This is a genomic window from Marinobacterium rhizophilum (assembly GCF_024397915.1).
GTDB lineage: Bacteria > Pseudomonadota > Gammaproteobacteria > Pseudomonadales > Balneatricaceae > Marinobacterium_A > Marinobacterium_A rhizophilum_A.
On the sequence record NZ_CP073347.1, the window covers coordinates 3,056,603 to 3,070,695 of the forward strand.

Here is a 14,093-nt window from a genome sequence, read left to right on the forward strand (position 1 = left end):
CGTCATCGCGAGACCTCCGCTTCCTGCACCAGTTCTTCCGGCATAGGGTCCTCGCTGGGTACGTTGCCGGAAGCGCCAAGCAGCCAGGCATCCATCACCTGGCGGGCAAACGCAGGCAGGCGCAAGCGCGGGTATAATAGCGCCGCTCGAATCCTCATCGCGAGACCTCCCCTTCCTGCACCAGTTCTTCCAGTATCGGGTCCTCGCTGGGTACGTTGCCGGAAGCGCCAAGCAGCCAGACATCCATCACCTGGCGGGCAAACGCAGGCAGGCGCAAGCGCGGGTATAATAGCGCCGCTCGAATCCTCATCGCGAGACCTCCCCTTCCTGCACCAGTTCTTCCAGTATCGGGTCCTCGCTGGGTACGTTGTCGGAAGCGCCAAGCAGCCAGACATCCATCACCTGGCGGGCAAACGCAGGCAGGCGCAAGCGCGGGTATAATAGCGCCGCTCGAATCCTCATCGCGAGACCTCCGCTTCCTGCACCAGTTCTTCCAGTATCGGGTCCTCGCTGGGATCGATTCCAAGTAGCCAGGCATCCATCACTTGGCGGGCAATGGGGGCGGCGGTACTGGAGCCGCCACCGCCGTTTTCTACCACCACGGCGACGGCGATCTGCGGATCATCCACCGGCGCAAAGGCCACGAAGAGAGCATGGTCACGGTTACGCTCCGACAGCTTGGAGGCGTCATAGCGCTCATCCTGCTTGATACCCACCACCTGGGCGGTACCGGTTTTGCCAGCGATAATGTAACCCGCATCCTGTCCCGCCTTGCGGGCCGTGCCGCGCTCACCGTGCATGACATCCACCATGCCCTTGATCACCTGCTGCCAGTAGGCATCGGACTTGACCGTCACGTCCGCCGGCACTTGCCTGGCGTCCTCCAGTTGCGGCATGTCGATATTGATATCACCATTTTCAGCAGCCGTGCGTACACCCTGCAGCAGCTTGGGCTGTACCCACTTGCCACGATTGGCCAGCACCGTAGCCGCCGTTGCCAGCTGCAGCGGCGTGGCGACAAAGAAACCCTGCCCGATACTCAGGTTGACCGAGTCACCCGGATACCAGGGACGGTTGCGGGCATTGCGTTTCCACTCCTTGGACGGCAGTACTGCCGGTACCGCTTCGGGCAGGTCCAGGCTGGTGACATCGCCGAAGCCGAAGCGTCCAAGGTAATCCGACATCTTGTCCACACCCATGCGGTAGCCCACGTCGTAAAACCAGACATCGCAGGACTGCGCCAGCGCCAGGTTCAGGTCCACCCGGCCATGGCCACCGCGCTTCCAGTCACGGTAGCGGCGACCGCCCTGGCTGAGGGTGAAGAAACCCGGGTCCCACACCGTATGAGACGGCGATACCGTGCCAGAATCCAGCGCCGCCAGGGCAATCACCGGCTTGATGGTCGACCCCGGCGGATAACCGCCGCGCAGAGCCCGGTTGAACAGTGGCAGGTCGGGCGAGTCCCGCAGCGCGCTGTAGTCCGCGGTCGAAATGCCGGTGACAAACAGGTTGGGGTCATAGCCCGGCTCGCTGACCAGCGCCAGAATACCGCCCGTTTTGGGGTCGATGGCCACGACCGAAGCCTTGCGGCCATCGATCAGGCGTTCGGTAATCTGCTGCAGTCGCAGATCAAGGCTGAGCACCAGGTCATCACCAGGGACCGGGTCGACCCGCTCCAGCACCCGCAGCACGCGGCCCCGGGCGTTGGTTTCAACCTTCTGAAAGCCTACCTGGCCATGCAGTTGCGGCTCGTAGAACTTCTCGATGCCCAGCTTGCCGATATAGTGCGTGGCGGCGTAGTTATTGGCTTCCACCTGCTGCAGCTCGGCCTCGTTGATGCGACCGACATACCCCAGCGCGTGCACCACCGCCTCGCCATAGGGGTAATGACGAATCAGGTCAGCTTCAACCTGCACACCCGGCAAACGGTGGTAATTGACGGCAATGCGGGCGATTTCCGGCTCGGTGAGACGAAAGCGTACCGGTACGGTTTCAAACGGGCGGCGACGCTGGCGGTAACGCCGGTCAAAGCGCTCCAGCTCGGACTCGGTAATGGGAATCAGCGTTTTGAGGATGTCCAGCGTCCCCTCAAGATCCCGTACCTCTTCCTTGAGTACCGTAACGCTGTAGCTGGGGCGGTTTTCGGCCAGCAGCACACCGTTGCGGTCATAGATGAGACCACGGGTGGGCGCCACCGGCTGCAAGTGCACCCGGTTGTCCTCCGACATGGCGGCATAGCGGTCGTACTGCACGACCTGGAGGAAGTAGAGGCGCCCGACCAGCACCGTTACCAGCGTCAAAACCAGCACAAAGGCCAGCATTGCCCGAGCACCAAAGGTGCGGCTTTCCTGGCTGTAATCCTTGAAGCGTTCGAAGGCCATGGAATCGCTATTTGTGGTAGGGGTGACCCTGCAAAATGGTACAGGCACGGTAGAGCTGCTCTGCCAGCAGCACCCGCACCAGCGGATGGGGCAGCGTCAACGCCGACAGCGACCAGCGCTGATCGGCCGCCGCACTGCAGCGGGCATCCAGGCCGTCCGGACCGCCAATCAGCAAGGAGATATTGCGACCTTCCATGCGCCAGCCTTCCATGTGCGTCGCCAGCTGCTCAGTCGACCAGTTGCGGCCTTCGACTTCCAGCGCCACCACCCGGTCTCCCTTGGGGATGGCTGCCAGCATCTGATCGCCTTCCTGGCGCTTGGCGCGGGCAAGGTCCGCGCCCTTGCCACGGTGCCCCAGGGGCAGTTCCACCAGTTCCAGTGTCAAATCCGCCGGCAAGCGCTTGGCATACTCGTCGTAGCCCTGGGTCACCCAGCCCGGCATCTTGCCACCGATGGCAATCAGACGTACTTTCATCGCCGTTACTCTGCCGCCTGGGCCGCGTCAAAGCTCCACAACCGTTCCAGATCGTAGAAGCTACGGGCATCGGGCATCATGATGTGGACAACAATGTCGCCCAGATCCACCAGTACCCAGTCACCGACGGTCTGACCTTCGGTACCCAGTGGCATCACGCCGGCCTCTTTCGCCTTCTCGATCACTTCCTGGGAAATGGAGTTCACATGGCGATGGGAGGTTCCGCTGGCGATCAGCATGTAGTCCGTCACGCTGGATTTGCCCTGCACGTCCAGCAGCACGACGTCTTTGGCTTTCATATCTTCCAGCGCGGTCTGCGCCAGTGTGACCAGTTGATCAATCCGCATCTTCGGTTAACTATCCTCTTCAATCACGTAAAGGTTATGGTGTTGCATATAGTGCCAGACGGGGTCCGGACACAGGTAACGGGGCGACAGCCCCTTCGCCACCAGCTGTCGAATCTGGGTGGCTGAAATGCTCAACGGCGTCAGCTCATGCATCAGCACACGGCCGCAGGGCGATCCCAGTACGGTCTCCAGCGACCGGGTTTCGTGAGCACGACCAAAGCGGCGCATGCGCTCATCGGGCTCATAGATATAGCCCGGTCGGCACACCACAATGATGTGGCAGTAGTTCGGCAGCTGTTCCCAGCCATGCCAGCTGGCCAGCCCGAGGTAGGCGTCCATTCCCAGCACCATGCACAGCGGACGGTCGGGCCCGATCTCGGCCCGCAGGGACTGCAGCGTCAACAGGCTGTAGGAGGGCTTGTCCGACAGCACCTCCCGTGCATCCACCCGCAGGGCCGGTTCCTGCTCCACCGCCAGCCGGACCATCTCCAGGCGCTGCTCCGATGAGCAGCCAGGCTGCTCGCGGTGCACCGGGGCCTTCGAGGGAATCAGGCAGACCTGATCGACCCCCATCCACTGCTGGATCTCCAGCGCGGTGCGCAGGTGACCATTGTGCACGGGGTCGAAGGTACCGCCCATGAAAACCAGGGCATCCGCGGGGCCGGTGTCGGTCATGTCCGTTTACTGACGGATATGGCCATCACCCAGCACCACGTATTTCTGCGACGTCAGCCCTTCAAGGCCCACCGGGCCGCGGGCATGAATCTTGTCGGTGGAGATGCCGATTTCAGCCCCCAGGCCATACTCGAAACCATCGGCAAAGCGCGTCGACGCATTGATCATGACCGAGCTGGAATCCACTTCGCGCAGGAAGCGCCGCGACTTGGTGTAATTTTCAGTGACGATCGCATCGGTATGGTGCGAACCGTACTTGTTGATATGACTGATGGCTTCATCCATGCCGTCCAGCACCCGGATCGACAGAATGGGGGCCAGGTACTCGGTAGACCAGTCCTCCTCGGTCGCTGCCAGCACCTGCGGCAAGAGCGCGCGGGTGCGTTCACAACCACGCAATTCCACGCCGGCCTGCTCATAGGCACCGGCCAGTTCCGGCAGCACCGCGGCCGCCACGCTGCCGTCAACCAGCAGGGTTTCCATGGTGTTGCAGGTGCCGTAACGATGCGTCTTGGCGTTGATGGCGATGTTGATCGCCTTGGAGGTGTCCGCCTCGCTGTCGATAAAGACGTGGCAGATACCGTCCAGATGCTTGATCACCGGCACCCGCGCATCACGGCTGACCCGCTCAATCAGGCCCTTGCCGCCACGGGGCACGATAACGTCCACGTACTGCGGCATGGTAATCAGCTGACCCACGGCAGCACGGTCGGTGGTTTCCACGACCTGCACGGCGGTCTGCGGCAGACCGGCACGCTTGAGGCCGGCGGCAATGCACGCAGCAATCGCCTGGTTGGAATGAATCGATTCGGAACCGCCACGCAAAATGGCTGCGTTGCCGGACTTCAGGCACAGGCTTGCCGCCTCGACCGTCACGTTGGGGCGCGACTCGTAGATGATGCCGATAACACCCAGTGGCACGCGCATCTTGCCGATCTGGATACCGCTGGGGCGGTAATTCATGTCGGTGATGCCACCAATCGGGTCCGCCAGGGTCGCGACCTGGCGCAGGCCCTCGATCATGGTATCGATGCGCGCCGGTGTCAGTTCCAGCCGATCCAGCATGGCGGCATCCAGGCCATTGGCCCGGCCGTTTTCCAGATCCTGTCGATTCGCGCCAGCCAGGCTATCGCGCGCCGCTTCGATGGCCTCGGCCATATACAGCAGCGCCTTGTTCTTGATGCCGGTCTCGGCCCGCGCCATCAGCCGCGATGCCTCGCGTGCACGCTGACCCAGCTCGATCATGTATGCCTCTACGTTCATGCCCTGCCCTTAGCTCCGGTCGTTAACTTGCGCATTATACCGTCCGAAACCCGGATGTTGCATGAAGGATTTCACTTTTACTGCCGCCGTTTTTCCTGCCAGGGCGGCAGGGGCGTGAAATAGCCCCTGCGCCGGCAACAACATGCAGCCCGGCGGCACTGTGCCGGCCCCGGTTGAGCTGTTATGATCGGTTTCGTCCCATTTCCACGTGCCCCGGATAACCCAGCCCACTATGTCCGCAGTCCAGCACCCCTTTACCGCTATTCCGCCCTCCTTGCGTCGTCGACTGCTACTGCAACTGGCACTGATTCTCACCGCCGGCCTGCTGCTCAGCAGCGCCTACCTGTGGTTTAGCGCCGGCCGGGACGCCCAGGCCCAGACCCTGAGCGCCGGTGACAAGCTGATGCGCCAGTCCGCCGTATTGCTGCAACCACTGCTGCTGGCCGACGACCGCGTCAGCCTGAACTACCTGATCAACGAGCTGGGTGACCAGCCCGAGGTCGTCGGCATTTCCCTCTATGACCACAGCAGCGAACTGGTGGCCCGCAGCGGTGAGGCCGAAGGTCCGCTGGAGCTTGAACTGCTACTCGAACGCGAGCAGCAAAATCTCGGCCGGATGCTGTTCTGGCTGGACCCGGCCCCTGCCCGGGAACAGCGGCTGGAGCAGCTCAGCCTGGTGGCACTGCTCTGGCTCGGCTGTGCCCTGGTAGCGCTGCTGGCCCTGGCGCTGGCATTGAACGCACGCCCGCCACGCGAACTGGCAGAGGCCGATAGCGCCAACGGTGCACAGGAGGAGGCAGACACCTTCACCGAGGCTGGGTCGGCGGACGCCGGCCTGGCTGCACCGACGCCGAACGAGACGGCGGCCAGGGCTGATGCCAGCGACGCCCCGGAGGACGCCGACACAGTCTTCGGGCGCGACGCCCCTGCCGATGAGCAGAGTGACGCCTTCGCGCCGCAAGACGCAGACGCAGACGCGTCTTCGGTGACCGCCCCGCAAGATTACCCGCAGCCGATGGACGCGAGTGAATACGACGAATACGAAGACGACGAGGCCGACGACCCGAACCACTCAGCGCAGCATCGCCCTGCCAAAGAGGAGTCCGGCTTCGAAGGGCTGCTGGACCTGCTGCGCCCGGTAAAGGAACGACTGATGCCGCGCTTCACCCCCTCGTCGCCCCAGGCCGAAGACAATGAACGTCACCAGGAACCGCGCTTTATCGACGAGGAGCTGGAGTTCGACGACGAGCCCGCTGCCGAGCCGCCACGCCCCGGCAAACCCAACCCCCTGCGGGAGCGGGCCGAAACCCAGCTGGGGCTGTACAGCCTGGAACACGAACTGGAGCTGATACTGGAACCCCACGAAGCGAGCTACCTGATTCTGATAGACGCCGCCAGCGGCCATGCGGAATACGTGGATGAGGCCGAACGCGCCCAGCTGCTGACACAGTACGGCCAGTTCGCCCACCAGATCGCCGGCATCTACAGTGGCGACATCGAGCCACAGGACAACGGCGACGTTCGCGTCTGGTTCCGTGAGCCCACGGACGACGACGCCCATGGTGCCAACGCACTCTGCGCCGCCAAGCTCTTTACCCTGCTGTACCGGGGCTTCAACCAGCGCCGCATCCGCAACTTCCAGCCAGTACTGAACCTGCATATCGCGCTGGTCCGGGGCAATGCCGGCAAGCCCGCCCTGATGCTGGAGGAAGCCCAGTTCCTGACCCGCAGCACCCAGAGCAACGAGCTGATCAGCCACACCGCCCTCACCGAAGTGCCGGACCTGAAAGACAACCTGCTGGAACAGGCCGACATTCGCCGCGAAGACGAAGACAAGGTGCTGATCCATCGCCTGAGCGAAGACTACGAAGAGCTGCTGGAACGCCAGGCCAGCCACCTGATCAGCAAAACCGGCTAACCCCGGCAGCAGCAAGCAAAAAGGCGCTGACGACCGAAGTCGTCAGCGCCTTTGTCGTAGGTGCGGTGGTAAACCGGCTCCGGGCGGCTACTCGCTCCCCAGTGCCTCCAGACGATCCACCCGCTGGTAGCCCCGGGGCAGCTTGTTGCCCCGCCGGCCCCGCTCGCCGCGGTAGTGATCCAGCTCCGCACCCTTGAGTTTCAGGTGCTGCCGCCCGGCGTGCACCAGCAGAGTCGTATCCGGGTCCAGCGTCACCAGCGCGGTCAGATACTCTTCCCGCGCCTTGGCCCGCGCACCCGGAATATTGATGATCTTGTTGCCCTTGCCACGGGCCAGCTCCGGCAGATCCGCCACCGCGAACACCAGCAAGCGCCCTTCGTTCGTTACCGCCGCCAGCAGGTCCCGTGCCGCGTCCCTTACCAGAATCGGCGCCAGGATCTGGCTGGCTTCAGGCAGCGTCAGCGCCGCCTTGCCGTTCTTGGTCTTACTGCTCAGATCCGACACCTTGGCCACAAAGCCATAGCCGGCATCGGACGCCAGTAACACCCGGTCGTTGTCCTGCCCCGACAGCATGCCTTCAATGCTTGCCCCCTTGGGCAACGACAGGTGACTGGTCACAGGCTCTCCCTGACCCCGCGCCGAGGGCAGGGTGTGCGTATCCAGGGTATAGCTGCGCCCGGTGGAGTCAAACAGCAGGGTGGGCTGGTTCATGCGCCCGGCACAGGCCAGCTTGAAACTGTCACCGGACTTGTAGCTCAGGCCCTGGGCATCGATATCGTGCCCCTTGGCCGCCCGAATCCAGCCCTGCTTGGAAATGACCACCGTCACGGGGTCCGCGCTCAGCAGGTCTTTTTCGCTGAAGGCCTGGGCTTCGCTGCGCTGCACGATGGGGGAACGGCGGTCGTCGCCGTAGGTCTTGGCGTCTTCTGTCAGCTCCTGCTTGATCAGCTTGCGCAGGCGCGCATCGGACCCCAGGATCTCCTCGATACGCTTGCGCTCGGCTTCCAGCTCATCCTGTTCGGCGCGGATCTTGAACTCTTCGAGCTTGGCCAGGTGGCGCAGCTTGAGCTCAAGAATCGCCTCGGCCTGGCGCTCGCTGATATTGAAGCGCCGGATCATTTCGGCCTTGGGTTCCTCCTCGTAGCGAATGATAGCGATGACCTCGTCGATATTGAGGTACGCAATCATCAGGCCTTCGAGCAGGTGCAGCCGGTCCATCACCTTGTCGAGACGGTACTGCAGGCGCCGGCGCACCACCTGGGTCCGCCAGCTGAGCCACTCGGTCAGGATCTGGCGCAGATCCTTGACCTGGGGCCGGCCATCAATGCCGATCATGTTGAGATTGACGCGGTAGCTGCGCTCCAGATCGGTGGAGGCAAACAGGTGCGCCATCAACTGATCGATATCGACACGATTGGAACGCGGGATGATCACCAGCCGGGTGGGGTTTTCATGATCGGATTCGTCGCGCAGATCCGCCACCATCGGCAGCTTCTTGGCCTGCATCTGGCCTGCGATCTGTTCCAGGATCTTGGCGCCGGACACCTGGTGCGGCAGCGCCGTGATCACGATTTCGCCCTGCTCGCGGATATAGACCGCCCGCATGCGCACCGAGCCGCGACCGGTTTCGTACAGCTTGCGCAGCTCATGGGCCGGGGTAACGATTTCGGCGTCCGTCGGCATATCGGGCCCGGGAATATACTCGCACAGCGACTGCACATCCGCCGTCGGGTGATCCAGCAGGTGCAGACAGGCCTGGGTGACCTCACGCAGGTTGTGCGGCGGAATATCGGTCGCCATGCCGACGGCGATGCCGGTGGTGCCGTTGAGCAGCACGTTGGGCAGGCGCGCCGGCAGTACCGCCGGCTCCTGCAGGGTGGCATCGAAGTTGGGCAGCCAGTCAACGGTGCCCTGGCCCAGTTCGCGCAGTAGCACCTCGGCGTAAGGCGCCAGGCGTGACTCGGTGTAACGCATGGCGGCGAAAGACTTGGGATCGTCGGGCGAACCCCAGTTACCCTGGCCATCCACCAGCGGGTAGCGATAGCTGAACGGCTGCGCCATCAGCACCATGGCTTCGTAGCAGGCGGAGTCGCCGTGGGGGTGGAACTTGCCCAGCACGTCACCCACGGTACGGGCCGACTTCTTGTACTTGGCCGTGGCCTTGAGGCCCAGCTCCGACATGGCATAGACAATGCGGCGCTGCACCGGCTTCATGCCGTCGCCGATATGCGGCAGCGCGCGGTCGAGAATGACGTACATGGAATAATCCAGGTAGGCCTTCTCGCTGAAATTTTTCAACGACAGCCGCTCGACGCCGTTTTCAAACGTGGTTTCTGTACTCATTACTCGATTCCATCAGTGGCTATCAATCACGCCAGTGTTCCCCTGGGAGCCCGTTAAACCTGCACAGGTCCCCCGACAAGGAAATCAGTACATGGAGCTGTGCATAACCACGTCTTCTCGCTGAAGTTTTTCAACGACAGCCGCTCGACGCCGTTTTCAAACGTGGTTTCTGTACTCATCTTAAGCTTCCGTCAGGGTGCGGGCACCCCTCATCAGATATCGGCCAGGTTGCCCTTGATCTCGAGCCAGTTCTTGCGATCCGGCGAGCGTTTCTTGGCCAGCAGCATGTCCATGGTTTCGTCGGTCTCGTCATCCTGCTCGATGGTGAGCTGCACCAGGCGGCGGGTATCCGGCGCCATGGTGGTTTCACGCAACTGCAGCGGATTCATCTCGCCCAGGCCCTTGAAGCGTTGTACGCCGATCTTGGCATTCTTGCGCTCGGCCTTGATGCGCTCGATGATGCCGTTCTTCTCGTCCTCGTCCAGGGCGTAGAAGACCTCCTTGGCCACGTCGATTCGAAACAGCGGCGGCATGGCGACATAGATATGACCGGCGGCCACCAGCGGGCGGAAATGGCGCACGAACAGCGCACAGAGCAGGGTCGCAATATGCAGCCCGTCGGAGTCGGCATCGGCGAGAATGCAGATCTTGCCGTAGCGCAGGCCCTCGAGGTTGTCGGAGCCCGGCTCCACGCCGATCGCCACCGAGATATCGTGAATCTCCTGGGAACCCAGCACTTCACCGGAATCCACTTCCCAGGTATTCAGAATCTTGCCCCGCAGCGGCATGATGGCCTGGAATTCCCGGTCCCGCGCCTGCTTGGCGGAGCCGCCCGCCGAGTCCCCTTCCACCAGAAAGAGTTCGCCCTGCAGGGTATCGCCACCGGCACAGTCCGCCAGCTTGCCGGGCAGCGCAGGCCCCTGGGTGACCTTCTTGCGCACCACCTTCTTGTTGGATCTCAGGCGCCGCTGGGCATTGCTGATCACCAGTTCGGCCAGCTGTTCACCCTCTTCCACGTGGCGGTTGAGCCAGAGGGAAAAGGCATCCTTGATGGCACCGGAGATAAAGGCGGCAATCTTGCGCGATGACAGCCGCTCCTTGGTCTGGCCGGCAAACTGCGGATCCCGCATTTTGGCCGAAAGGATATAGCAGCAGCGCTCCCACACATCGTCGGCGCTGAGCTTGACGCCCCTGGGCAGCAGGTTGCGGAACTCGCAGAACTCGCGCATGGCTTCGAGCAGGCCGGTACGAAAGCCGTTTACATGGGTGCCCCCCTGGGCGGTGGGAATCAGGTTGACGTAACTTTCGTTCACCATGTCGCCGCCGTCCACCAGCCACTGCACGGCCCACTCCACCGCATCCTCGTCACCGGCAAGACTGCCGCTGAAGGGCTCGACCGGCAGCGCCTCGAACACCTGGGTCGAGCCCTTGAGGTAGGCCACCAGGCCGTCTTCGTAGTACCACTCGTCCTTCTCGGCCTTGGAGTCGCCCTGGTCAACAAAGGTGACGCGCAACCCGGGGCACAGAACCGCCTTGGCCCGCAGCACATGCTTGAGGCGTGGTACGCTGAATTTCGGGCTGTCGAAATATTTCGGATCCGGCGAGAAGCGCAGGCTGGTACCGGTATTGCGCTTGCCGCAGCTGTCTATCACTTCAAGCTCGGAAACCTTGTCACCATCGGCAAAACCGATGCGGTAGACATTACCGTCTCGCTTGACCTGCACTTCCAGCAGGCGCGACAGGGCATTGACCACCGACACGCCAACGCCATGCAGGCCACCGGAGTACTGGTAATTGTCATTGTTGAACTTGCCGCCCGAGTGCAGCCGCGTGAGGATCAGCTCCACGCCGCTCACCTTTTCTTCGGGGTGAATATCCACCGGCATGCCGCGGCCATCATCGCTCACGGTCATGGAGCCGTCCTTGTGCAGGACGACATCAACCTGCCTGGCGTGGCCGGCCAGGGCTTCGTCGACGGAGTTGTCGATCACTTCCTGGGCCAGGTGGTTCGGGCGGTCGGTTTCGGTGTACATCCCCGGACGGCGTTTTACCGGGTCCAGGCCACTGAGGACTTCAATCGCCTCGGCTGTGTATTGTGTCGCCATCGGTTGCGGATTCCTGTCAATGCGATAGCTGAGAGAAAGGTAAGGCTACAGGCTCGGGCAGCTCGATGCGCCCGTCTGCAAAGGCGAGGATCGCCGGCAACAGATCCTCAAAACGATCAAAGCCATGACTGCCACCAGGCTGCACAAACTGCGCGCAGCCCGCGTAGCGCGCCACCGCCTCGCGGTAATCCAGGGTTTCATCCCCGGTCTGCTGCAACAGCAGGTAACGCTCAAGCCCCTGCAGCCGCGGGCATACCAGTGCCTGCAACTGTGCGAGGTGCCGGGGTGTCAGCTGGTAGTGTTCATGGGTATAGAGGTTTTCATTTTCACCCAGCCAGTCGGCCAGCAGCACCTGCGGAGCTACTGCAGGATTCACCAGCACGCAGCGGCAATGGGGGTATTTTTCCACCAGCGCGGTACTGTAAAAGCCACCCAGCGAACTGCCCACCAGCAACACCGGTACAGCGGGATCGCTCACCAGGGTTTCAAGCTGCGCCATGGCCTCGGCAGGCCAGTGTGACAGCGCCGGGACACTGTAGTGCTCGGCCAGCCCCTGGCGCTTGAGGCTGTCTGCCAGGATGCGGGCCTTGATGGACGCGGGAGAACTGTTAAAGCCATGAACATAGATAAAATGGGTTTGCGTCATCCCCGCTCCTTGCTGTTGCTGCATGGCGGAACCATACCGGAGGGGCCTAGCCGACGCAATCCGGCACCTTGATCCGGCACAGTTGCGCCTCGATGTGGCCATCATCCGCCAGTTCATAATAGCGATAGCCGGGCCTGGCCAGCGCGGGGTCGGATTCCAGCTTGAAGTCCGCGCAGCCGGCCTCGAACTGCACGGCTGTTGAGGGCGCTGCAAACAGCTGTACCTGGCCGCGGAGCAGCAGCTGCTGCTGATGTACATGGCCAAAAGCAATACCGCGCACCTGTGGACAAGCCTCCACCCGCGCCCAGAACGCCGCAGCATTGCCGAGCATGATGGCATCCTGCCAGGCACTGCCCAGCGCCACCGGATTATGGTGCAGAACAATAAACACCCAGCGCTGCCCCGCATCGTTCAGTTGCTGTTGCAACCAGTCCAGCTCGGCCGGCGCCAGACTGCCACCACCCCGGCCATCGGGCGCATGGGTGGAATCCAGCAGCAGAATGCGCCAGTGCGGCGTATCGATCTGCTTGCAGCCCAGGGTCGGTTCCAGCGCTTCGACCGCCTGCATGGACGCCGCCACATCGTGATTTCCGGGCAGCCAGTGGCGCCGATGTGCAAGACCTTCAACGCTGTGCAGCAGGCGCCGGTAGGCACCGGGTTCAGCGTGATGGGTCAGGTCTCCGGTCAGCAGCAGCAGGTCCACCGGTGCAAAACGCCGTTGTGCATCCGCCGTTACCGCCTGCAGATGCAGCAGCGGGTCTATGCCTCGAAAGAGTCCAGCGGGTTCCGGGCTGAGGTGGCAATCGCTGATTTGCAGTATACGCAGGGTCATTTCAGGTGATGATTGGGGCTCTGAGTCAGACAAAGACAGGCTCGTTATGGTGACCATGATTAAGGCAATGATTCAGCCACTCACCCAGATAGCCGTTGAGCTGGGCCTTTTCATCCGGGTGGTGCATGTCGCGGTTGGGGTAGCCGTAGACACCGGACAGCTGGCGCCGGCTTTTCAGGCAGATGACTTCCGCCATGGTGGCATCGTGATATAGCCGCACCACCAGGGTCGGCGTCGACAACCAGCTTGAACCTTCGTGCAGCTGCTTGACCAGCACCGTGCTGGTGTAGGCAAAGCGCTCTTCCACTTCGAGGCGCACCACGACCTGATGCGCTTTCCAGTACACCTGGAATTCGCGATGATCGCAGACATCCAGGTCCGGCAGCAGTTTCATCATGCGCGCGTAGTTCGCCTCACACTGGGCCATCTGCCGCGACAGGTCGGGTACATACTTGCGTTTCATGAAGGCTCCCGTTAAACCCACTGCTGATCGAGTCGCGGGCTGTGCATTTGCAGCCATTGTATCGCAATGATGGCCGGCGCGTTATCAATCACCCCCGCTTGGACCAGGGCGCAGGCATCCTCCAGCGACAGCACCTGTACCAGAATATCCTCACCCTCCTCAGCCAGACCGTGCACACCACTGGCCAGGCTGGCGTCCACCCTTGCACAGACCAGATTGATATACTCGCGCACAGCACCCGGGCTTGGCGTAAAACGGCAGATGGACTCCACAGCTCCCAGCTGAATCCCCGCCTCTTCCACCGCCTCGCGCCGTGCCACATCGCCAGCACTTTCGCCCGGCTCCACCAGGCCCGCCACCAGCTCCAGCTGCCAGGGGCCTCGGGGATGATCCAGGGTGCCGACACGGAACTGTTCGATCAGCACAACGGCACGCCGTACCGGGTCATAGGGCAATACACAGACCGCATCACGGCGCCGGTAGAGTTCGCGCTCGATAGTGACGTCGCCGCCCTGAAAGCAGCGATGCGTCACCGTCACGCGATCGAGATTGAAAAAGCCATGATGCAGCGCTTTATCAGCCCTGATATGAAAATCAGCGACACCAAAGCGGGGTTTCCAGCGCTCGGCCATGTCCGGGCTCCGT

At 62.4% G+C, this 14,093-nt stretch carries 15 protein-coding genes; 1 reads left to right on the forward strand and 14 read right to left on the reverse strand.

The genetic code is table 11. The features are described from left to right. Window positions 1–2 precede the first annotated feature (2 nt). Genes KDW95_RS13750 through KDW95_RS13785 form a run of 8 tightly spaced genes read right to left on the reverse strand, consistent with a single transcriptional unit; the run spans window position 3 to window position 5,141 of the window. Window positions 3–158, reverse strand: coding sequence for a hypothetical protein (locus KDW95_RS13750; RefSeq protein ID WP_255852389.1), 156 nt, complete (start codon window positions 156–158; stop codon window positions 3–5). Further along, on the reverse strand, window positions 155–310 hold the full coding sequence (locus tag KDW95_RS13755) for a hypothetical protein (RefSeq protein WP_255852390.1): 156 nt from the start codon (window positions 308–310) through the stop codon (window positions 155–157). The genes KDW95_RS13750 and KDW95_RS13755 overlap by 4 nt, the downstream gene beginning before the upstream one ends. Continuing rightward, window positions 307–462, reverse strand: coding sequence for a hypothetical protein (locus KDW95_RS13760; protein WP_255852391.1), 156 nt, complete (start codon window positions 460–462; stop codon window positions 307–309). The genes KDW95_RS13755 and KDW95_RS13760 overlap by 4 nt, the downstream gene beginning before the upstream one ends. Next, window positions 459–2,381, reverse strand: a complete 1,923-nt coding sequence (gene mrdA / locus KDW95_RS13765) for a penicillin-binding protein 2 (protein ID WP_255852392.1) — start codon at window positions 2,379–2,381, stop codon at window positions 459–461. The genes KDW95_RS13760 and mrdA overlap by 4 nt, the downstream gene beginning before the upstream one ends. Before the next feature lie 7 nt (window positions 2,382–2,388). Beyond that, window positions 2,389–2,856, reverse strand: a complete 468-nt coding sequence (rlmH, locus tag KDW95_RS13770; RefSeq protein WP_255852393.1) for a 23S rRNA (pseudouridine(1915)-N(3))-methyltransferase RlmH — start codon at window positions 2,854–2,856, stop codon at window positions 2,389–2,391. Window positions 2,857–2,861: 5 nt separating this feature from the next. Further along, window positions 2,862–3,203 (reverse strand): ribosome silencing factor, encoded by a 342-nt coding sequence (gene rsfS / locus KDW95_RS13775; protein WP_255852394.1) that lies wholly within the window; start codon window positions 3,201–3,203, stop codon window positions 2,862–2,864. 6 nt (window positions 3,204–3,209) lie between these two features. After that, window positions 3,210–3,878: a nicotinate-nucleotide adenylyltransferase gene (nadD, locus tag KDW95_RS13780; protein ID WP_255852395.1), complete on the reverse strand. Its 669-nt coding sequence runs from the start codon at window positions 3,876–3,878 to the stop codon at window positions 3,210–3,212. A gap of 6 nt (window positions 3,879–3,884) precedes the next feature. Continuing rightward, window positions 3,885–5,141, reverse strand: coding sequence for a glutamate-5-semialdehyde dehydrogenase (locus KDW95_RS13785; protein ID WP_255852396.1), 1,257 nt, complete (start codon window positions 5,139–5,141; stop codon window positions 3,885–3,887). Between the two features lie 232 nt (window positions 5,142–5,373). Between KDW95_RS13785 and KDW95_RS13790 the strand changes: the two genes are divergently transcribed. Continuing rightward, window positions 5,374–7,059 carry a hypothetical protein gene (locus tag KDW95_RS13790; RefSeq protein WP_255852397.1) on the forward strand — a complete coding sequence of 562 codons (1,686 nt, stop codon included), beginning with the start codon at window positions 5,374–5,376 and terminating at the stop codon, window positions 7,057–7,059. 87 nt (window positions 7,060–7,146) lie between these two features. Here the strand turns inward: KDW95_RS13790 and parC are convergent, their stop codons facing one another. The 6 genes from parC to KDW95_RS13820 all read right to left on the reverse strand — a co-directional run bounded on the left by parC (window position 7,147) and on the right by KDW95_RS13820 (window position 14,080). Further along, window positions 7,147–9,402, reverse strand: a complete 2,256-nt coding sequence (parC, locus tag KDW95_RS13795; RefSeq protein WP_255852398.1) for a DNA topoisomerase IV subunit A — start codon at window positions 9,400–9,402, stop codon at window positions 7,147–7,149. Window positions 9,403–9,614: 212 nt separating this feature from the next. Beyond that, entirely contained in the window at window positions 9,615–11,507 is a 1,893-nt protein-coding gene (gene parE, locus KDW95_RS13800; protein ID WP_255852399.1) for a DNA topoisomerase IV subunit B, read from the reverse strand. Between the two features lie 16 nt (window positions 11,508–11,523). Further along, entirely contained in the window at window positions 11,524–12,153 is a 630-nt protein-coding gene (locus KDW95_RS13805) for a YqiA/YcfP family alpha/beta fold hydrolase (RefSeq protein WP_255852400.1), read from the reverse strand. 46 nt (window positions 12,154–12,199) lie between these two features. Beyond that, window positions 12,200–12,985 carry a metallophosphoesterase gene (locus KDW95_RS13810; RefSeq protein WP_255852401.1) on the reverse strand — a complete coding sequence of 262 codons (786 nt, stop codon included), beginning with the start codon at window positions 12,983–12,985 and terminating at the stop codon, window positions 12,200–12,202. 25 nt (window positions 12,986–13,010) lie between these two features. After that, window positions 13,011–13,448, reverse strand: a complete 438-nt coding sequence (locus tag KDW95_RS13815; protein WP_255852402.1) for a DUF1249 domain-containing protein — start codon at window positions 13,446–13,448, stop codon at window positions 13,011–13,013. An 11-nt stretch (window positions 13,449–13,459) separates the two neighbouring features. Then, the gene (locus KDW95_RS13820) at window positions 13,460–14,080 is read right to left on the reverse strand and encodes an NUDIX domain-containing protein (protein WP_255852403.1); all 621 of its coding nucleotides are present in this window, start codon (window positions 14,078–14,080) and stop codon (window positions 13,460–13,462) included. Window positions 14,081–14,093 lie beyond the last annotated feature (13 nt).